The organism is Rhodococcus sp. NPDC078407 (assembly GCF_044542515.1).
Taxonomy (GTDB): Bacteria; Actinomycetota; Actinomycetes; order Mycobacteriales; family Mycobacteriaceae; genus Rhodococcoides.
This window is the reverse complement of sequence record NZ_JBITUQ010000009.1, coordinates 150,427-170,351: the sequence shown is the minus strand read 5'-3', so window position 1 is coordinate 170,351 and position 19,925 is coordinate 150,427. Positions and strand designations below refer to the sequence as shown.

Here is a 19,925-nt window from a genome sequence, read left to right as displayed (position 1 = left end):
CGTCGTCTCTGCTCACCGGACGATCATCCCCCATCGGCGGCGTGCGTGAAACTCCGATGGGCCAAACTCGATCACGCCGTTGTCGCCGATGCGTCGTCGACCCAACCGAGCGAACGCAGGACGGCCGCTGTCGCAGGTCCGACGCCGAGCCGGTGGGCTCTGCGGACGTCCACTGCGGTATCGACGTCGAGCCGTAGACCCGGCCAGTGGCCGTCGAGTTTCGGTGCGCCCGATTCGGCGTGTCGGCGGGCGGAATCGAGACCGAACAGCGGTTCGAGCTCGCCGGGAGAGTCCTTGAGTATCAACGCTGCGGTTCCGGTGCCGTGATGATCGACCACCAGTGATCTACCGCCCCGGTGGGCATCGGCATATGCCTGAGCGAGTTCGGCGGGACGCATGGCCGGTAGATCGGCTTGCAACGCGATGATGTCGACTCGGTCGTCGTGCCTGGATCGACCACCGCCGAGCGTCTCACGACGCACCACAGCCGCCGCAGACGCGAACGCGTTGTTCAGTCGCGCGTCCGGTGGCAGCGCCGGATCGCCGATCGGTTCGTCGAGCACCCGGGCACCGATTCTTCGGGCGGTGTCTGCGACGAGCGGGTCCGGAGTGACCACCGTCACCGAATCGACCACCGATACCGCGCCTGCGGCGGACACGGTGTCGCTGAGCATCGCGAGCACCAGTCGTGTCCGCTCGGGACCGGAGAATTCGGCGGACAGACGCGACTTGGCCGTCGCCAGATCCTTCACCGCGATGAGGACAGCGACGACGCTGCGGGCAGGGTCGGACGACGCGGGCTCTCGGCCACTGTCGTCGGATCGTGTTGCACCCATGATGGTCGATCCTGCCAGCGTGGTCGGATGTGTGCCGACTCCGACCGCCCGGGCGGGTCTGCGAGTTAGGGTGATGCGCGCGTGGACAGGGCATCGGCGAAGTAGGCGAGGGGTTGGCGGAATGAGCAGAGCAGCGGTACTGGGGTCGGGTTCGTGGGGGACCGCATTCGCCAAGGTATTGGCCGATGCCGGAACGGACGTCACCATGTGGGCCCGCCGCGAGGAACTTGCTGCGTCCATCACCGACGACCACGAGAACAAGGACTACCTGTCGGGAATACAGCTGCCGTCGTCGATCCGAGCCACGAGCGATCCCGTCCAGGCACTCGACGGAGCCGACATCGTGGTGTTGGCCGTACCGTCGCAGAGTCTGCGAGCCAATCTCGCGGTGTGGACCGACTCCATTCCCCAGCACGCGACGCTGCTCTCCCTGGCGAAGGGAATCGAGACCGGAACTCTCATGCGGATGAGTCAGGTGATCTCTCAGGTCACCGGCGCGGATCCCTCGCGGGTCGCGTGCCTGTCCGGGCCGAATCTAGCGCGTCCGATCGCCGAGGGGCAGCCCGCCGCGACCGTCATCGCGTGCGCCGACTCCCAGCGTGCCCTCGAGGTTCAGAAGTCCTGCGCGACCGGATATTTCAGGCCCTACACCAACAGCGATGTCATCGGTGCCGAGATCGGTGGTGCCTGCAAGAACGTCATCGCTCTCGCGTGCGGGATGGCCAGTGGTGTCGGATACGGCGAGAACACCCTCGCGTCGATCATGACCAGGGGTCTGGCCGAGATCATCCGCCTCGGCGTGGCGCTCGGTGCCAAGCCGTCGACGCTGTCGGGACTGGCGGGCGTGGGCGATCTGGTCGCCACCTGCTCGTCGCCGCTCTCGCGCAATCGCACGTTCGGAGAACGCTTGGGTTCGGGTGGCTCCCTCGAAAGTGCCCAGGAAGCAGCGCACGGACAGGTTGCCGAGGGCGTGAAGTCCTGCACCTCGGTGCGTGCGCTCGCCGAGAGCTACGACGTCGAGATGCCGCTCACCGATGCCGTCCACCGGGTGTGTCATGGGGGTATGTCCGTTCCTGACGCGGTCGGGCACCTGCTGGGACGGCGTATCAAGCCCGAGTGAGGCAGTGATCGCGGTCTGGCGACGAACAGGGCGAATCCGCGTTTCATGAGCCGCGGCGGTACGGTTTCTCATCGTGAGTACTCCCCGCATCAAAGTTGCCGTCGTCTTCGGTGGCCGCAGCAGTGAGCATGCTGTGTCCTGTGTATCGGCAGGTAGCGTGCTGCAGAACCTCGATCCGGCCAAGTACGAAGTGGTTCCGGTGGGGATCACCGCGGACGGTGCTTGGGTACTCGGCTCCTCGGATGTCGATGCGCTGACGATCCGGGACCGGGTGTTGCCGACCGTGGACAAGACTGGATCAGCGCTTGCCCTCAGCACGGACCCAGGCCACGCCGGCGCTCTGCTCGACCTCGGCGAGGGGGGAGGCGGGGCAGTGCTCGCATCCGTCGACGTCGTGTTCCCGGTTCTGCACGGACCGTACGGCGAGGACGGCACCCTGCAGGGTCTGCTCGAAATGGCCGGCGTCCCGTATGTCGGGCCGGGCGTGCTGGCGAGCGCTGCGGGGATGGACAAGGAATTCACCAAGAAGCTACTCGGTGCCGAAGGATTGCCGATCGGTCGGCAGGTAGTGTTGAGGCGCGCCGTCGACGACCTGACGGCGGCCGAGCGTGACCGAATCGGGCTGCCCGCATTCGTCAAACCGGCCCGAGGCGGGTCGTCCATCGGAATCTCGCGCATCACTGCGTGGGACCAGCTCCCGACCGCGATCGCCATCGCGCGCGAACACGACCCCAAGGTGATCGTCGAAGGCATGATCCACGGCCGTGAGGTCGAGTGCGGGGTGCTGGAATTTCCCGACGGCACCGTGCGTGCCAGCGCTGTCGCGGAGATCCGAATCCCCGACGCGGACATCGACGATCATGCGTTCTACGACTTCGACACCAAGTACCTCGACGACGTCAGTGAGTTCGACATCCCGGCTGCCCTCGACGACGCCACGAGCGACCGTATTCGTGAACTCGCCGTCGCCGCCTTCCGTGCGTTGGACTGTCAGGGCCTCGCGCGCGTCGATTTCTTCGTCACCGAGAACGGCCCGGTCATCAACGAGATCAACACGATGCCCGGGTTCACCTCGATCTCGATGTACCCCAAGATGTGGGCGGAATCCGGTGTCGACTATCCGACGCTCATCGCCACGCTGATCGACACCGCTCTCGCCCGCGGTACCGGTTTGCGTTAGAACTCCTGCCGCGCAGGGCTATCGATACGGCTCGGCGCTACTGCAACGGTGCCGGGTCGAGAGGTTGCTGGGGCAGCGTGTCCGACACTGCCGAGGACGCGTCCTGCAACGGAGTGGGACCCGAGTCGCCGGGAATCGTCAGAGCAACGTACACGCCGCGATCGACGACGAACCATGTGCTGGCATCGATTCCGTCGTCTGCACCGGACACCTCGAACCATTGCACGCCGTTGATCACCTGTAGCGGCGCAGCCACATCGAACCCGATCGGGCGGGGCAGACCGCAGCGCAGTACGACCGGCTCGGCGTTCTCCTCGTCCGACGCCCACGCACGGACTCCGACCGGTGCCGGGTCGGCCAACTCCGCTTGCGCGTAGTCGCCGAGGTTCTCGGGCAGGGCGTCGAGTAGGGATGTGCACTGCGCACTCGCGGCATCAGGGGAGTCGACCGGGCCCAGAGCGACCGGATCGCGGACCGGCGAACGGTTGACCGCAATGGCGGCGACCAGAACTCCGACGACCAGCGCGACGGGCAACGCGATCGCGGTGGCGATCACGGCAGGGTGTCGTTGTTCGCGAGTGCCTTCGGTGTCGTCGGTGCCTTCGGTGTCGTCGTGGGCGTCGGTGTCGTCGTTGCCGGCCTCGGTGGAGCTCACGAGTTATCCGACCGACGCGGTCGGCCGGGGAGCGACCGGGCAGGTGAGAGTACGGGTGATGGCATCCACCTTCTGGATGCGGGAGACGATCTCGGCGACGTCGGAGTCGGATGCACCGTCGGCGCGCGCAATCACGTCGTAGGGCCCGACCACGGCCTCCGCGGAGACCACTCCGTCCACGGCCTCGATCTGCTGCGCGACGGCGGTCGCGCGGCCCACCTCGGTCTGAACGAGAACGAATGCTTGCACCATCGGTGGTCCCTTTCCCTGCCGGACTTCTCGACTGTAAATTGGGGCGGCTACGTTCTGTGGGGACGTAACCTGCAGCGTCGGTGCTGTCCCGGCCGCCTCTGAAAGGTACCGCAGGCGGACTGCGTGCTCCGCGTGAGTCGGTCGCGTACGCACCGCTTTCTCGAGGAGGATCATCATCGACGACCACGGCATCGAGTCGGCCGCAGGCACCGAACGTACCGTCGCGCAGGTCGGCGAATTCGAGGTGATCGCCCGTGCCGTCGCCGACCGCGTTCAACCTGCGTCGACCATCGTCGGGCCCGGTGACGACGCCGCCGTCGTCGCTGCACCCGACGGAAGGATCGCTGCGACGACGGATATGTTGGTGCACGGCAGGCACTTTCGACTGGACTGGTCGAGTCCGGTGCAGATCGGACGGAAGGCGATCGCGCAGAACGGCGCGGATATCGCCGCGATGGGCGCTCGGTGTTCGGGCTTTCTCGTCTCTCTCGGATGTCCGGCGGAGACGCCGGTGCGGGTGACTGACGGTCTCAACGAGGGAATGTGGCTCGAGGCAGTGGCCGCGGGAGCACCCATCGTCGGTGGCGATGTGGTGCAGTCACCGGAGTTGGTGATCTCGATCACCGCGCTCGGTGATCTCGAGGGCAGGGCTCCAGTCCTTCGATCGGGAGCACGCGCCGGTGATCTGATCGCCTACGCCGGCCGCCTGGGCTGGTCTGCCGCCGGACTGGCCCTTCTGCTCGCAGACCGGGACGCGGCGGGCCACGATGCCGTGCTCGACGCGCACCGCGTTCCCGTCCCGCCGTATCGCGCCGGGATCGAGGCCGCCGAGGCGGGCGCGACGTCCCTGACCGACGTTTCCGACGGATTGTTGTCCGACCTGGGCCACATAGCCGATGCCTCGAACGTCGCGATGGCCGTCGATCCCGAGCTGTTCGACATCCCGGACGAATTGCATTCGGCAGCACAGGAAATGGGAGTGGATGCGTTGGATTGGATACTCACCGGCGGTGAGGATCATGCACTCGTCGGCACGTTCGGCAATCTCGACGCCGTTCCGGCGCACTGGACTGTCATCGGTCGCGTCGAGCATGCCGGTGACGATTCGGCGAATCGGGTGACCGTGGGCGGACGCGTCCACTCGGGCCGATCGGGATGGACGAGCTTCGAAGGTGAGTGAACGAGGTCGATCCCATTGCGTCGGCTAAGTTGCAGAGATGGCAATCTACGCACTCGGTGATCGCGAACCCGACATTCATCCCGACGCCTACGTCCATCCCGACGCGGTCGTCATCGGCGCGGTGACCCTGGCGGCCGGGTCGTCGGTGTGGCCCAACGCCGTTCTGCGGGGGGACTACGGCACCATCTCCATCGGCGCAGGAACCAACGTCCAGGACGGCACCGTGGTGCACTGCACCCCGATCGACGCGACCGTGATCGGCTCCGGATGCGTCCTCGGGCACAACGCGCACGTCGAAGGTGCGGTCATCGGAGACAATTGCCTGATCGCTTCGGGCTCGGTGGTGCTCAACGGCTCGAAGATCGGGGCGGGCTCGATCGTGGGGGCCGGCGCGGTGGTGCCGTTCAAGTTCGTGGTGCCCGAACGTTCGATGGCGCTGGGTGTGCCGGCAAAGATTCGGGAAGGGTTCCAGGTCCCCGAAGGCCACGTGGACATCAACGTACAGATGTACTCGGCGAACGCCGCCTACTACCGAGACGCGCTGCGTCGGATCGACCGGTGACGGCCCGGCCGTTGGCCGAGAGCGTCGAACCCGGGTGGGCTCGTGCGCTGGCCCCCGTCGAGACGAATGTTGCTGCGATGGGCGACTTTCTGCGAGAAGAGCTCGCCGCCGGAAGGCATTACCTGCCTGCGGGTGAGAACGTTCTGCGCGCGTTCCAGTATCCCTTCGACCAGGTGCGGGTCCTCATCGTCGGCCAGGATCCGTACCCGACACCGGGACATGCAGTAGGACTGAGCTTTTCCGTCGCACCGGACGTCAGACCCGTTCCCCGTAGCCTGAGCAACATCTTCAAGGAGTACTCCGACGACCTGGGGTTGCCCACGCCGAGTTCCGGTGACCTCACCCCGTGGTCGGACCGCGGCGTGATGTTGCTCAACAGAGTGCTCACCGTCGAACCCTCGCAGGCCGCATCGCACCGAAAGAAGGGCTGGGAAGCGGTGACGGAGCAGGCGATTCGCGCGCTCGTCGCCCGAGCCGAGAATCCGGACGCACCTGGTCTGGTCGCAGTTCTCTGGGGGCGAGATGCGGCGACTCTGAAGCCGATGCTCGGATCCGTGCCGTACATCGAATCTGCGCACCCATCACCGCTGTCCGCGTCACGAGGGTTCCTCGGGTCCAAGCCCTTCAGTCGCGTGAACGAGTTACTGGTCGAAGGTGGGGACGAACCGATCGACTGGACGCTGCCCTGATCGGATCAGGAAAAATCGGGTCGCCGCTTCTCGACGAACGCGTCGACGCCTTCTCGTCCGGTCGGTGACGATGCGGCCGCCGATATCGACGCGGCCTCCGCGTCCAACTGCTGTGTCAGAGTGGCCGATTCGGATGCGTGCAGCAGCGACTTGATCCCCCGGTACGCGGAGGTCGGACCGACGGCGAGGGTTCGAGCGAGGCGCTCTGCCTCACTGTCGACGATGTCGTCGCCCACCAGCCGGCTGAGGATGCCGAGTCGAACGGCTTCCTCCCCGTTGATGATCGAGTCGTTGATGAGAATGTCCATCGCGCGGCCCGAACCGACGATGCGGGGGAGCGTCCACGACATTCCACCATCGGGGGTGAAGCCGATCGACGGATAGGCGGGTCGCAATTTGGTGGACGGTCCGCCGATGGCGATGTCGGTGAGACACACCAGGCTCATCCCAGCACCGGCCGCCCAGCCGTGTACACCGGCGACGATCGGCACGGTGACGGACGCGAGTTCACGAACGAAAGCGTGGAACGCGTCTGCGACCGCACCTACGAAGGCACCGCGATCGTCCGCACCGGCGAAATCGCGCACGTTGCCGCCGGCGCAGAAGTTGGATCCGCGACCGATCAGCAGAACGCTTCCGATCGCAGTGGTGCCGGCATTGACGGACCGGAGAACCGAGGTGCCCTCCTCGATGCCTTCGAGATCGAGCGAAGCGCCGCCCGCTTCGGTGGCGACGACGACACGCAGTACGCCGTCCTCGATGCTCACTTTGTTGGACATGTCGGTGTCGGAATAACTCACCCGAGGAACTCTAATGGACGTCCGACTATTCGTCGCGCACATGACTGTGCCCCGCCCCCCATAACTCGGGGGCGGGGCACAGTTCTCGCACGCAGTCGAAGCCGTGGAGGAAAACGAAGAGCGAGGCTCGAATCAGCCCCGGACCACCTTGCCTGCCTTCAAGCAGGAGGTGCACACGTTCATGCGCTTGGAATTACCAGGCGCAACCTGAGCGTGCACGGTCTGGATATTCGGGTTCCAACGACGGTTGGTCCGTCGGTGCGAGTGCGAGACCGACTTACCGAAGCCGGGCCCCTTGGCGCATACGTCGCAGACGGCAGCCATAGTCGCGAACTCCTTGATAGATGTTGATCGATACATGTGGTCGAAGACATCGAAACGAACTGCGTGCAGATGCAAGGATTGCAATGCGTGAAGATCGCCTCGAGGCAACCCTGCAAGAATAGCGGCGCTGCACGCAATCACCAAACTGCCACCGCAGACGCTGCGCCGGGCTCACTGACAGCGCGCGCGAGTTTCCTGCCCGACTAAGCTCTGGGCACTGTCTGCGTCCGGAACACGGGCCAGGTTATCGGGTGCAACGGGGGGAGGCTGCTCGAGGTGGTCGACGTTCTCGATTCGATCGACGCCGCAGCCCTGCGCCGGTGGGCCTACCGATGCGTCGATTCTCTGACCGCGCGGTGCGACGAGATCAACGCACTCAACGTCTTTCCGATCCCCGACTCGGACACCGGTACCAATCTGATGTTCACGTTCCGGGCCGCGGTGGAATCGATGCGAGAAGCAGGGCCGGCAGCGGACACTCGCGCCATCGGGCGTGCATTGGCCGTCGGCGCGGTGGCGGGTGCCCGCGGCAACTCGGGGGTGATCCTCTCCCAATTACTGCGTGCAGTCGCCGAGGCTGCAGCGGACGGCCCACTCGACACCGTTTCCATCCAGGCGATGTTGCGACGCGCGCAGGTCCTGGTCTCGGATGCGGTGAGCGTTCCCGTCGAGGGCACGATGCTCACCGTTCTCGCCGCCGCCGACCGCGATGCCGCGGCGCACGACGCCAATGTCGACCTCGCCGCATTGGTCATCGACATCGCCGAGGCCACTGCTCGAGCCCTCGACAGCACGACGGACCAACTGGCGGAACTGCGCGAGGCCGGGGTCGTGGACGCCGGAGCGCTCGGGCTGTCGGTCGTGTTCGATGCGTTGGTGGAAGTGGTGACCGGTCGCATTCCGCCGCGCAGGCGGTACCGTCGCCCTCGCGATCGGACATCGGCACGTGCGTCCGATGGGTCGATCTCGGTGCACGATTGCACCGGCGGGCCCGAGACGGTGGTTCCCACACACGGCCGGCCCCTCGGATACGAGGTGGTCTATGTGGTCCACGGAATCGACGACGCGCAGGCCACCGCATTACGCGCAGCTCTCTCCGATCTCGGCGATTCGGTGGTGGTGGCCGGTGACGGATCGGGGGCCTGGTCCGCGCACGTCCACACCGCCGATCCAGGCGGTGCCGTCGAACTCGGCATCGGCACCGGAGCAGTCCGCGGGGTGCGCATCTCCTGTTTCGGTCTTGTCGACGTCAGGTCCGGGGTCGACGGTGACACCCGCCGCGCACCGGCGTTGTCGGTGGGTCGCGATATTTTGGCGTTGGTGGCCGGCGACGGTGCAGCGGATCTCTACGTTCGGGAGGGTGCGACGGTGGTGCGATGCGATGAGCCGATCGACTCCTCTGTACTGCTGCGAGCAATCGTCGCCGCGAAGCACCGCGAAGTATCGGTGTTGCCGAACGGAGCGTTGTCGGCGCAGGAACTCGTCGCTGTCGGTGCTGCTGCCCGCGCCGATGGGAAGGACGTGGTCATGCTGCCGTGCTCGGCGATGGTGCAGGGATTGGCCGCGCTCGCCGTGCACGATGCGGGCAGGGCCGCTGTCGACGACGCGTTCACGATGTCCGAGGCCGCAGCAGGCACGAGGTGGGGTTCATTGCGCATCGCCCGAGAGCGAGCACTCACCTGGGTCGGAACCTGTGAGCCGGGAGACAGCATCGGCCTGGCAGGCCAGGAGGTGGTGATCGTCGCCGCCCGTCCACTCGACGCGGGGTGCCGTCTGCTCGATCAGCTTCTGGCCACCGGCGGGGAGATGGTGACCGTACTGGTGGGGGCACTGGCGTCGGAGGATTTCGGTGATCGACTGGCCGAGTACGTGACCGGCGCACACCCCGGGGTCGACGTGGTGGTCTACGCGGGTGGGCAGCCGGGAGACCTCGTGCAATTCGGAGTGGAATAGGGAATTTCGGCTATGGCAACGCTGGTGGACCGGCTCGATCACGTTCTCGGAGTCGCGGCGGCGACTCCGCTCGCAGACACCTTCGGCATTCACACGGTCGAGGATCTGCTGCGGCACTACCCACATCGCTACATGACGCACGGTTCCGAGCTCGGCGAAACCGAGCCTCCCGAGGGCGACCACATCACCATCGTGGCCACGGTCGAGTCCGCGACGCTGCGCTCGATGAAGAATCGCAACGGGCAGTTCCTCGCGGTGACGCTCGCCGCCGACGGACAGCGGATCGACGCGACCTTCTTCAGTCCACACAAGCTCAAGCATGTTGTCGTGCCTGGTCGTCGGGGAATGTTCTCCGGCAAGGTGAAGTACTTCGGCAAGCGTTGGAACCTCACGCACCCCAGTTACGTCATCCTGGGCGGAGACGACAACGATGGGGCCGTCGTACCCGCGGGTCGCATCGTCGGCGGCGGAACCCTGGCCGGTCTGGCCCGCGGTGCGGTCGACGCGTCGGGAGCGGTCGACATGTCGGTGTTCGATCGGGCGTTCGTGCCCATCTACGCGGCGACCAAGGATGTCGAGAGCTGGACGTTCATGCGCTGCGTGCGTCAGGTTCTCGACCAGCTCGACGATGTGACCGATCCGCTACCCGAGTCGGTCCGTCGAGAACGCGGACTCGTCGACATCGACACCGCGCTGCGATCGGTTCATTTCCCGGATACCGCGCAGGACAAGGACTCCGCGCGTGAGCGGCTCAAATTCGACGAGGCGTTGGCCGTTCAGCTCGTGCTCGCGGACCGTCGACGCGACGCATCTACCCGGCTGGCCGCGCGCTGCCCACCGATCACCGACGGCATCGCGGTCGAATTCGATCGCCGACTGCCGTTCGAGTTGACCGCCGGTCAACGCGACGTCGCGGCCGAGATCGCCAACGATCTGTCGGCCCCGCAGCCGATGTCGAGACTGCTGCAAGGCGAGGTCGGTTCGGGCAAGACCATCGTCGCGTTGCGGGCGATGTTGCAGGTGATCGACGCCGGTCATCAATGTGCGCTGCTGGCACCGACCGAAGTGCTTGCCTCGCAGCACGCTCGGTCGATCAGATCGATGCTCGGTAGTCTCGCGGCCGGCGGGGAACTCGGCTCGCACGAGCTCGCGACCAAAGTCGCTCTGCTGACCGGTTCGATGTCCACCGCGGCCAAGCGGTCTGCGCTCCTCGACGCCGTGACCGGAGACGCCGGGATCGTGATCGGTACTCACGCCCTCATCGAGGATCGAGTGGAGTTCCTCGATCTCGCGATGGTCGTCGTGGACGAGCAACACAGATTCGGTGTCGAGCAGCGAGATGCGTTGCGAGCCAAGGCCCGCGGCAACACCAGTCCCCACTTGCTCGTGATGACGGCGACGCCCATCCCGCGCACCATCGCGATGTCGACACTCGGCGACCTCGAAACGTCGGTACTCACAGAACTTCCTCGTGGTCGATCACCGATCATCAGCAACGTGGTGCCGGCCCGAGCCAAGCCCGCGTGGGTGGATCGCGCGTGGCAACGCATCAGAGAGGAAGTCGCTGCCGGACGTCAGGCCTACGTGGTCTGTTCCAGGATCGGCGACGGCGACGACGCCGAGACGGGCAAGAAGAAGACTCCGAAACCGGAGGACGGACCCGAGACCACGGCCGCTGTGGACATGTACGACACCCTCTCGTCCGGGCCCATGCACGATCTGAGGGTCGGGTTGCTGCACGGGCGGCTCTCCGGTGACGACAAGGACATCACGATGTCCGAGTTCAACTCGGGCGAGATCGATGTACTCGTGTGCACGACGGTGGTCGAAGTGGGCGTTGACGTTCCCAATGCGACGGTCATGGTCATCATGGACGCCGACCGATTCGGGGTCAGTCAGCTCCATCAGCTGCGTGGTCGAATCGGTCGTGGCGGGCACCAGGGTCTGTGCATCATGATCAGCTACCTCAGCCCGATGGGTGGATCGTTCGCTCGGCTGGAGGCGGTGGCGGCGACCAACGACGGCTTCGAACTCGCGAAACTCGACCTCGCCACCCGGCGGGAAGGCGACGTGCTCGGGGCCGCGCAGTCCGGCTCGGTCAGCGGCCTGCGGCTGCTCTCGTTCATCGACGACGAAGAGATCATCGCCGACGCGCAGGACTGCGCGCGAACGTTGTTCGCACAGGACCCGTCGTTGGCCGACAACCCTGGAATCGCGTCGATGATGCGGTCGGCCTGGCGATCGGATCGCGTCGACTACTTGCAGAAGTCCTGAGGCGCGCTCGGTTCGGGCACTGCACCGTTTCAGTCGTCGAAATCGCACAATTCGTCCCGCATACTGGGATCAGTACGCCTCGGAGCACCACGCTGCCAGGTAAGTTGAGCCAATGTTCTCCAAAGTTTTGGTTGCCAACCGCGGCGAGATCGCCATCCGTGCCTTCCGCGCCTCCTACGAACTCGGTGCGTCCACCGTTGCGGTGTTCCCGTTCGAGGACCGAAACTCGGTGCACCGGACGAAAGCCGACGAGGCATATCAGATAGGGGAGAAGGGGCATCCGGTACGGGCGTATCTTTCCGTCGACGAGATCGTCGCAGCAGCCAGGCGTAGCGGTGCCGATGCGGTGTACCCAGGGTACGGATTCCTCTCCGAGAACCCCGATCTGGCCGCAGCGTGTGCCGACGCCGGCATCACCTTCGTCGGACCGTCCGCGGATGTACTGGAGCTGACCGGAAACAAGGCACGAGCGATTGCGGCAGCGAAAGCTGCAGGTCTACCGGTGCTGGCGTCGTCGGACCCCTCGTCCGACATCGACGAACTCGTCGCGGCGTCGGAATCGATGACCTTCCCGCTGTTCGTCAAAGCGGTGGCGGGCGGCGGTGGCCGAGGTATGCGTCGTGTTGCCGAAGCATCTCAGTTACGCGAGTCCATCGAAGCTGCTGCGCGCGAAGCGGAATCGGCTTTCGGAGACGCGACGGTATTCCTCGAGCAGGCCGTGATCGACCCCCGGCACATCGAGGTTCAGATACTCGCCGACGGCCAGGGCAACGTGGTGCACCTGTTCGAGCGTGACTGCAGCGTGCAGCGTCGCCACCAGAAGGTCATCGAATTGGCACCGGCACCGAACCTACCTGCGGAACTGCGGGAGAGAATCTGCGCAGACGCCGTGGCGTTCGCGAAGCAGATCAACTATTCCTGCGCCGGTACCGTGGAGTTCCTTCTTGACACCCGCGGCAATCACGTCTTCATCGAGATGAATCCGCGAATTCAGGTGGAGCACACAGTCACCGAAGAAGTGACCGATGTGGACCTGGTGCAATCCCAGTTGCGAATCGCCTCCGGCGAGACGCTTGCAGATCTCGGTCTGCAGCAGGAGAACATCGTTCTGCGCGGTGCGGCGCTGCAATGCCGCATCACCACCGAGGATCCGGCGAACGGGTTCCGGCCCGACGTCGGCCGCATCACCGCCTACCGCACTCCCGGCGGTGCCGGGGTTCGGCTCGACGGCGGCACGACACTGGGCGCGGAGGTCGGCGCGTACTTCGATTCCATGCTCGTCAAGCTCACGTGCCGTGGCCGTGATTTCGACACCGCCGTGGCGCGGGCCCGACGTGCGGTGGCAGAGTTCAGAATTCGCGGCGTCGCCACGAACATCCCGTTCCTGCAGGCGGTTCTGGTCGACCCGGACTTCACCGCAGGCCGGGTCACCACCTCGTTCATCGAGGAGCGACCGGAACTGTTGACGTCGCGATCCTCGGGCGACCGTGGCACCAAGATCCTCACCTATCTGGCCGATGTGACGGTCAACAAGCCGCACGGTGAGCGTCCGTCCCCGGTGTACCCCCACGACAAACTTCCCGCGGTCGATTTCTCCGCGCCTGTTCCCGACGGTTCGCGGCAGCGCCTGCTCGCCCTCGGGCCAGAGGGCTTCGCCCGAGATCTGCGCAACCAGAAGGCCCTCGGCGTTACCGACACCACCTTCCGCGACGCACACCAGTCGCTGTTGGCGACGCGGGTGCGCACGAGCGGATTGCTCGGTGTCGCCCCGTACGTGGCGCGTACGACGCCGCAGCTGCTCTCCATCGAGGCGTGGGGTGGCGCCACCTACGACGTGGCATTGCGATTCCTGCACGAGGATCCGTGGGAGCGACTGGCGAGCCTGCGAGAAGCGGTGCCCAACATCGCGATTCAGATGCTGCTGCGCGGGCGGAACACAGTCGGCTACACCCCGTATCCGGAGAAGGTGACCCGCAGCTTCGTTGCCGAGGCCACCGACACCGGGATCGACATCTTCCGCATTTTCGACGCGCTCAACAACGTCGATCAGATGCGTCCGGCCATCGACGCCGTGCGCGAGACCGGCACGGCGCTCGCCGAGGTGGCCCTGAGCTACACCGGTGATCTGTCGAACCCGAACGAGAAGCTCTACACGCTCGACTACTACATGAAGTTGGCCGAGCAGATGGTCGACGCAGGCGCGCACGTGCTCGCCATCAAGGACATGGCCGGACTGCTTCGCGCCCCCGCTGCCAAAACCCTGGTGACGGCGCTGCGGTCGAACTTCGATCTGCCCGTGCACGTCCACACGCACGACACACCCGGTGGTCAACTCGCGACGTACCTCGCGGCCTGGGAGGCCGGGGCAGACGCTGTCGACGGTGCCTGCGCCGCGATGGCAGGCACCACCAGTCAGCCTGCGTTGTCCGCGATCGTCGCGGCAGCGGCACACACCGAGCGCGACACAGGTCTGAATTTGCAGGCCGTCTGCGACCTCGAGCCGTACTGGGAGGCGGTACGAAAGGTGTACGCGCCGTTCGAGTCCGGGCTGCCGGCACCGACAGGTCGCGTCTACACCCACGAGATCCCCGGCGGACAGCTGTCCAACCTGCGGCAGCAAGCTATTTCGCTCGGACTCGGTGATCGTTTCGAGACCGTCGAGGCCAATTACGCTGCAGCCGACCGCATGTTGGGCCGCCTGACCAAGGTGACCCCGAGCTCGAAGGTCGTCGGAGACCTGGCGTTGGCTCTGGTCGGTGCCGGGGCTTCCGCGGAGGAGTTCGCCGAGAACCCCGGCAGCTACGACATCCCCGATTCGGTGATCGGATTCCTCCGCGGAGACCTGGGCACGCCGGCGGCCGGATGGCCCGAGCCGCTGCGCACGAAGGCGCTCGAAGGTCGGGGCCCCGGAAAGCCGGTCACGCCGCTCACCGAGGACGACGAGAAGAGCCTCGACGGCACGTCGGCTCAGCGCCGTGAGACTCTCAACCGTCTGTTGTTCCCCGGTCCCACAGCAGAACTCGCTGCCCATCGCGAGAAGTACGGCGATACGACGCGGTTGTCGGCCAATCAGTTCTTCTACGGCCTACGGCAGGGCGAAGAGCATCGGGTGGCACTGGAGAAGGGCGTCGAACTGCTCATCGGTCTCGAAGCCATCTCCGATCCGGACGAGCGGGGTATGCGCACCGTGATGTGCATTCTCAACGGTCAGCTGCGCCCGGTGTCGGTGCGCGACCGATCGATCTCGAGCGAGGCCCCCACGGTCGAGAAGGCGGATCGATCGAATTCCGGTCACATCCCGGCACCGTTCGCCGGAGTCGTCACGCTGTCCGTCGAAGAGGGGCAGAAGATCTCGGCCGGCGACACCATCGCCACGATCGAGGCGATGAAGATGGAGGCGGCGATCACTGCTCCCCGCGGAGGCACGGTGACTCGACTGGCGATCTCCGGCGTTCAGCAGGTCGAAGGCGGCGATCTGCTCGTCGTCGTCGGTGGGGGGTCGACGGGCGAGGAGGCCGGGAACGAATGACGCGGATCGTGGCCGGTACGGCACGAGGTCGACGACTGTCGGTTCCGGGCCAGGGCACTCGCCCGACGTCCGAGCGGGTTCGGGAGGCTTTGTTCAGCTCTCTCGAGAGCAGGATGGATTTCGACGGTGCCGCGGTTCTCGATCTGTTCGCAGGATCGGGTGCGCTCGGGTTGGAAGCCCTGTCGCGCGGAGCATCGTCGGCGGTACTGGTCGAATCGGACGCGCGAGCGGCGGCGGTGGTGCGCCGGAACATCGAGTCGGTCGGCTTGCCCGGGGCATCGGTCAAGTGCGCTCCGGTGGCATCGGTACTGGCCGGGGAACCGGATGCGGAATACGACCTGGTGCTGGCCGACCCGCCGTATGCCGTCACCGACGGAGCGGTGACGGCGCTGCTGGATCGGCTCGTCAGCGGGGGATGGCTCGCGTCCGATGCGATGGTCGTCCTCGAGCGATCGTCGCGTTCGCCGGAGACGGAGTGGCCGACCGGGCTGCTTCCGGAGAGGTCCAAGAAGTACGGGGAAAGTCGAATCGAGATCGCGGCACGTTCGTGACGATCGAGCCCGGGATCGGCTGATAGGTTCGCGGGCATGACTGGCGCACTGTGTCCTGGATCCTTCGACCCTGTGACCAACGGTCATCTCGATATCTTCGAGCGTGCCGCCGCCGCGTTCGACGAGGTGGTGGTCACGGTGATGGTGAACAAGAGCAAGAAGGGCATGTTCAGCATCGACGAACGGATCGAGATGCTCGAGGTCGCGACGGAGCATCTACCGAACGTCAGAATCGGATCGTGGTACGGCCTGTTGGTCGATTACGCTCGGCAAGAAGGCTTTTCGGCAATCGTAAAAGGTCTGCGAAGCTCGGTCGATTTCGACTACGAGCTGCAGATGGCGCAGATGAACAGAACACTCACGGGAGTCGACACGTTGTTTCTCCCGGCGAATCCGGCGCACAGCTTCCTGTCGAGTTCGCTCGTCAAGGAGGTCGCGACCTTCGGCGGAGACGTCACCGGAATGTTGCCACCGTTCGTGCAGGAACGACTGATCACTCGTCTCGCCGAGCGCGCCGCCGACTAGTTCGCGGGGCGACACACCGGGCGGGTATAGCGCCGACGCGGGCCCGGACAGGCAGACTGGCAACTGCAGCACTGTGTGGCTCGATCTCTTGTCGGTCGGCCCGAGCAGTGGCAGATTCGACGATTGGGGTAACCGGTGTACCGCGTATTCGAGGCGCTCGACGAACTCGTCGCCATTGTCGAGGAGGCGCGCGGCGTTCCGATGACTGCCGGGTGCGTCGTTCCACGTGGCGATGTCCTGGAACTGCTCGACGATGTTCGCGACGCCATTCCCGGCGAACTCGACGATGCCCAGGACGTGCTGGACCATCGCGACAATCTGGTAGGCGATGCCCGGGCCACCGCCGAAAAGACAGTCGGCACGGCCAACGCCGAGGCTCAGGACACGGTGGAGAACGCTCGCGATTCGGCCGATCGCATTCTGGCCGACGCCAAGGCTCAGGCAGATCGCATGGTGTCCGAGGCGTCGGCACACGCCGACCAGCTCGTGGCCGATGCCGAGTCGGAGGCCGAGCGGACGGTGCTCGAGGGCCAGCGTGAGTACGAGGCTCTGACCGTCCGAGCCCGCACCGAGGCCGATCGGATGATCGAGTCCGGTACCGCGTCGTACGAGCGGTCGGTCGCAGACGGCACCGCCGAACAGAACCGACTCGTGTCGGAAACCGAAGTGGTCCAGGCGGCTCACGCCGAGTCGGCTCGGGTGATCGACAGCGCTCACGCCGAATCCGATCGAATGCGTAGCGAATGCGACGTCTATGTCGACACCAAGCTGGCGGAGTTCGAGGAGTTCCTCAGCGGCACCATTCGCTCGGTCGGTCGTGGTCGCCAGCAGTTACGAACGGGTTCCGGTGTTCCGGAATACGGCAGCGAGCCGTACGGCGAACCCGTGTACGGCAGCCAGGACGGTCGACGCAGTCGACACTGAGGGCGTGATTTGCCCTCGTATGCGCGTATGCGTATCGTTGTGGGGTTGCTTACCGACAGTAGGCAAACCGACAGTTAGGAAGAACAGCCGTGCCCCCGCCCAAGAGAACGACGCGTCCCGAACTGGATGCTGGCTTCGTTCTGGACATCCTCAACCTCGGTCGTCGACCCGGGTCGACGAAGACCATCGAGCGTACGGTTCCGGCTCCTTCCCGAATCGGCCTCGATGCGATAGCGATCGAAGCCGGAGTGCCGGTCTCGCTCGATCTGCAATTGCAGGCGGTCTCGGAGGGCGTTCTCGTCACCGGTTCCGTGCGAGCTGCCACGGCCGGAGACTGCACACGCTGCCTCGACCCGGTCACCGGCAATGTCGACGTCTACTTGACGGAGCTGTTCGCATATCCGAACAGCATCACCGAGGAGACGACGGATGCGGACGAGATTCACCGCATCGTCGACGACCTGATAGATCTCGAACCCGTCATCGTCGACGCGGTCGGTCTGGAGCTTCCACTCCACCCCGTCTGCAGTGACGAGTGCGAGGGATTGTGCCCAGAATGCGGCGTTCGCCTGGCGATTGCTGAATCCGGCCACAGTCACGATACAATTGATCCTCGCTGGGCTGGTCTCGCAGCCAAATTTGGCGTGGATCCAGAACCGAGCACAGAACTTGTGAACAACGAAGCCGAGGAGAAGTAAGTGGCTGTCCCGAAGCGCAAAATGTCGCGTTCCAACACGAGGTCGCGTCGTGCACAGTGGAAAACCACTGCGCCCACCCTCGTGACGTGCCCCAACCGTGGTTGCGGTGAGAAGACGCTGCCCCACATCGCGTGCCCGTCGTGCGGTACCTACAAGGGCCGCCAGGTCGTCGCAGCGGTCTGATCTCCGCTTACGTGACCAACGAGGTAGTGGATCGGGCCAACGACGATTCACAGAAGAATAGTTCGACTGCCGTGAGCGGCGGGGACGACCGAGAGTCGCTCCTCGCCGCTATCGGTGTTTCCCTGGCCGAGCCGCTGTTGACGTTGGCTCTGACGCATCGTTCGTTCGCCTACGAGCACGGTGGCCTTCCCACCAACGAACGTCTCGAGTTCCTGGGCGATTCGGTTCTCGGCCTGGCGGTGACCGAGCACCTTTACGCGGTGCATCCCACCAAATCCGAGGGACAGCTGGCCAAGATCAGGGCGAGCGTGGTGAACATGCACGCTCTGGCCGAGGTGGCGCGTGGTCTCGGCGACGGCGGCCTGGGTAGGCACCTGTTGCTGGGCAAGGGCGAAGAACAGACCGGCGGACGCGACAAGCCGAGCATTCTCGCCGATGGCATGGAGTCGATGTTGGGTGCGATTCACCTCCAGCACGGTATCGACGTCGCTCGCACCGTCGTTCTGACCTTGTTTGCCGGCCTGCTGGACCGCGCCCCCAAACTCGGTGCAGGTCTGGATTGGAAGACGAGCCTGCAGGAATTGACTGCAGAGCGCTCGCTCGGTGTCCCGGCGTACGACATCTCGTCGACCGGACCTGATCACGACAAAGAGTTCACTGCCACCGTGTTGATCGGCGGATTTCCTCGCGGCGTCGGAGTCGGAAGATCCAAGAAGGAAGCCGAGCAGAAGGCTGCGAGCTTGGCGTGGAATGCGCTGTCGGGCACCGACATTGCTGCGTCAGACGCGCCGTCGATCAACCCTTCCTGATGCCAGAACTGCCCGAGGTCGAGGTCGTCAGACTCGGTCTGGAATCCCATGTGGTGGGCAAGACCATCGACTCGGTGGAGGTACTGCACCCCCGCGCCGTGCGTCGACACGATCTCGGCGGACTCGATCTGATCGGTCAGCTGCGGGGTCAGCGCGTCTCCTCGGTCCGGCGCCGTGGCAAGTACTTGTGGCTGGTGATGGAACCCGGCGACTTCGCGACCGTGGTGCACCTGGGCATGAGCGGGCAGATGTTGGTGCAACCCCCGTCGGCACCGGACGAAAAGCACCTGCGAATTCGGGCTCGACTCGACGACGGTACCGATCTTCGTTTCGTCGACCAGAGAACGTTCGGCGGCTGGGCGCTCGCCCCGATCGTGACGGTGGACGGTACACCGGTACCCGAGCCGGTAGCGCACATCGCGCGCGACCCGATCGATCCACTGTTCGACGCGGAATCGGTGGTGAACGTGTTGCGCGGCAAGCACACCGAGATCAAGCGGGCTCTTCTCGACCAGACCGTGCTGTCGGGCGTCGGCAACATCTACGCGGACGAAGCCCTGTGGCGCGCAAAGATTCACGGCAACCGAATAGCGGAAACACTGACCCGTCCTGCCCTCCGGCGACTGCTCACCGCCGTGCATGCGGTGATGGGAGAGGCCCTTGCGCAGGGCGGAACTTCGTTCGATGCGCTGTACGTCAACGTCAACGGGCAGTCCGGCTACTTCGACAGGTCACTCGATGCCTACGGACAGGAGGGCTTGCCCTGTTCGCGATGCGGAGCCCCGATCAGGCGTGAGAAGTTCATGAATCGCTCGTCGTTCAGCTGCCCCACCTGCCAGCCGCGACCCCGGCACGTGCGAACCTGACGGCGAACAGACCGT

Annotated in this window: 20 protein-coding genes; 15 read left to right on the top strand and 5 right to left on the bottom strand. The window is 65.3% G+C overall.

Features of this window, described 5'->3' with window-relative positions:
* Positions 1-71 precede the first annotated feature (71 nt).
* Positions 72-836 (bottom strand): 2-phospho-L-lactate guanylyltransferase, encoded by a 765-nt coding sequence (cofC, locus tag ACIGGF_RS12175; protein WP_397521554.1) that lies wholly within the window; start codon positions 834-836, stop codon positions 72-74.
* Between the two features lie 121 nt (positions 837-957).
* Between cofC and ACIGGF_RS12170 the strand changes: the two genes are divergently transcribed.
* Both ACIGGF_RS12170 and ACIGGF_RS12165 read left to right on the top strand, forming a co-directional pair.
* On the top strand, positions 958-1,956 hold the full coding sequence (locus tag ACIGGF_RS12170; RefSeq protein ID WP_397521553.1) for an NAD(P)H-dependent glycerol-3-phosphate dehydrogenase: 999 nt from the start codon (positions 958-960) through the stop codon (positions 1,954-1,956).
* Between the two features lie 73 nt (positions 1,957-2,029).
* Positions 2,030-3,136 (top strand): D-alanine--D-alanine ligase family protein, encoded by a 1,107-nt coding sequence (locus tag ACIGGF_RS12165; RefSeq protein ID WP_397521552.1) that lies wholly within the window; start codon positions 2,030-2,032, stop codon positions 3,134-3,136.
* Between the two features lie 37 nt (positions 3,137-3,173).
* Here ACIGGF_RS12165 and ACIGGF_RS12160 read toward each other — a convergent pair whose 3' ends face one another.
* Entirely contained in the window at positions 3,174-3,791 is a 618-nt protein-coding gene (locus tag ACIGGF_RS12160) for a DUF3515 domain-containing protein (protein WP_397521551.1), read from the bottom strand.
* 3 nt (positions 3,792-3,794) lie between these two features.
* Entirely contained in the window at positions 3,795-4,043 is a 249-nt protein-coding gene (locus ACIGGF_RS12155) for an Lrp/AsnC ligand binding domain-containing protein (RefSeq protein WP_397521550.1), read from the bottom strand.
* Between the two features lie 169 nt (positions 4,044-4,212).
* On the opposite strand from ACIGGF_RS12155, the gene ACIGGF_RS12150 reads away from it, so the two are divergent.
* From ACIGGF_RS12150 to ACIGGF_RS12140, 3 genes are read left to right on the top strand one after another with little or no spacing between them, the layout of a single operon-like run.
* Complete coding sequence (locus ACIGGF_RS12150; RefSeq protein ID WP_397521584.1) at positions 4,213-5,223, top strand: thiamine-phosphate kinase; 1,011 nt, start codon at positions 4,213-4,215, stop codon at positions 5,221-5,223.
* A 37-nt stretch (positions 5,224-5,260) separates the two neighbouring features.
* A complete protein-coding gene (locus ACIGGF_RS12145) occupies positions 5,261-5,785 on the top strand; it encodes a gamma carbonic anhydrase family protein (protein ID WP_397521549.1) in 525 nt (174 codons plus the stop codon).
* Entirely contained in the window at positions 5,782-6,474 is a 693-nt protein-coding gene (locus ACIGGF_RS12140; protein ID WP_397521548.1) for a uracil-DNA glycosylase, read from the top strand. The genes ACIGGF_RS12145 and ACIGGF_RS12140 overlap by 4 nt, the downstream gene beginning before the upstream one ends.
* A 5-nt stretch (positions 6,475-6,479) precedes the next feature.
* On the opposite strand, the gene ACIGGF_RS12135 is transcribed toward ACIGGF_RS12140, so the two are convergent.
* Both ACIGGF_RS12135 and rpmB read right to left on the bottom strand, forming a co-directional pair.
* Positions 6,480-7,253, bottom strand: a complete 774-nt coding sequence (locus ACIGGF_RS12135) for an enoyl-CoA hydratase/isomerase family protein (protein ID WP_397521583.1) — start codon at positions 7,251-7,253, stop codon at positions 6,480-6,482.
* A gap of 153 nt (positions 7,254-7,406) precedes the next feature.
* On the bottom strand, positions 7,407-7,598 hold the full coding sequence (gene rpmB / locus ACIGGF_RS12130; protein WP_008717389.1) for a 50S ribosomal protein L28: 192 nt from the start codon (positions 7,596-7,598) through the stop codon (positions 7,407-7,409).
* Between the two features lie 276 nt (positions 7,599-7,874).
* Here rpmB and ACIGGF_RS12125 point away from each other — a divergent pair, with 276 nt between their 5' ends.
* The 10 genes from ACIGGF_RS12125 (at position 7,875) to mutM (ending at position 19,910) form a co-directional block, all read left to right on the top strand.
* Positions 7,875-9,551 (top strand): DAK2 domain-containing protein, encoded by a 1,677-nt coding sequence (locus ACIGGF_RS12125; protein WP_397521547.1) that lies wholly within the window; start codon positions 7,875-7,877, stop codon positions 9,549-9,551.
* A 12-nt stretch (positions 9,552-9,563) separates the two neighbouring features.
* Positions 9,564-11,825: an ATP-dependent DNA helicase RecG gene (gene recG, locus ACIGGF_RS12120; RefSeq protein ID WP_397521546.1), complete on the top strand. Its 2,262-nt coding sequence runs from the start codon at positions 9,564-9,566 to the stop codon at positions 11,823-11,825.
* Between the two features lie 112 nt (positions 11,826-11,937).
* Positions 11,938-15,354, top strand: coding sequence for a pyruvate carboxylase (locus ACIGGF_RS12115; protein ID WP_397521545.1), 3,417 nt, complete (start codon positions 11,938-11,940; stop codon positions 15,352-15,354).
* Positions 15,351-15,905, top strand: coding sequence for a 16S rRNA (guanine(966)-N(2))-methyltransferase RsmD (gene rsmD, locus ACIGGF_RS12110; RefSeq protein WP_397521544.1), 555 nt, complete (start codon positions 15,351-15,353; stop codon positions 15,903-15,905). Before ACIGGF_RS12115 ends, rsmD begins: the two co-directional genes overlap by 4 nt.
* Before the next feature lie 36 nt (positions 15,906-15,941).
* Positions 15,942-16,430: a pantetheine-phosphate adenylyltransferase gene (coaD, locus tag ACIGGF_RS12105; protein WP_397521543.1), complete on the top strand. Its 489-nt coding sequence runs from the start codon at positions 15,942-15,944 to the stop codon at positions 16,428-16,430.
* A gap of 135 nt (positions 16,431-16,565) precedes the next feature.
* Positions 16,566-17,354 (top strand): DivIVA domain-containing protein, encoded by a 789-nt coding sequence (locus tag ACIGGF_RS12100; protein WP_397521542.1) that lies wholly within the window; start codon positions 16,566-16,568, stop codon positions 17,352-17,354.
* An 89-nt stretch (positions 17,355-17,443) separates the two neighbouring features.
* On the top strand, positions 17,444-18,052 hold the full coding sequence (locus ACIGGF_RS12095) for a YceD family protein (RefSeq protein WP_397521541.1): 609 nt from the start codon (positions 17,444-17,446) through the stop codon (positions 18,050-18,052).
* Complete coding sequence (rpmF, locus tag ACIGGF_RS12090) at positions 18,053-18,235, top strand: 50S ribosomal protein L32 (RefSeq protein ID WP_032397784.1); 183 nt, start codon at positions 18,053-18,055, stop codon at positions 18,233-18,235.
* A 26-nt stretch (positions 18,236-18,261) separates the two neighbouring features.
* Positions 18,262-19,044 carry a ribonuclease III gene (rnc, locus tag ACIGGF_RS12085; RefSeq protein ID WP_397521582.1) on the top strand — a complete coding sequence of 261 codons (783 nt, stop codon included), beginning with the start codon at positions 18,262-18,264 and terminating at the stop codon, positions 19,042-19,044.
* Positions 19,044-19,910, top strand: coding sequence for a bifunctional DNA-formamidopyrimidine glycosylase/DNA-(apurinic or apyrimidinic site) lyase (gene mutM / locus ACIGGF_RS12080; RefSeq protein ID WP_397521540.1), 867 nt, complete (start codon positions 19,044-19,046; stop codon positions 19,908-19,910). Before rnc ends, mutM begins: the two co-directional genes overlap by 1 nt.
* Positions 19,911-19,925: the final 15 nt, after the last annotated feature.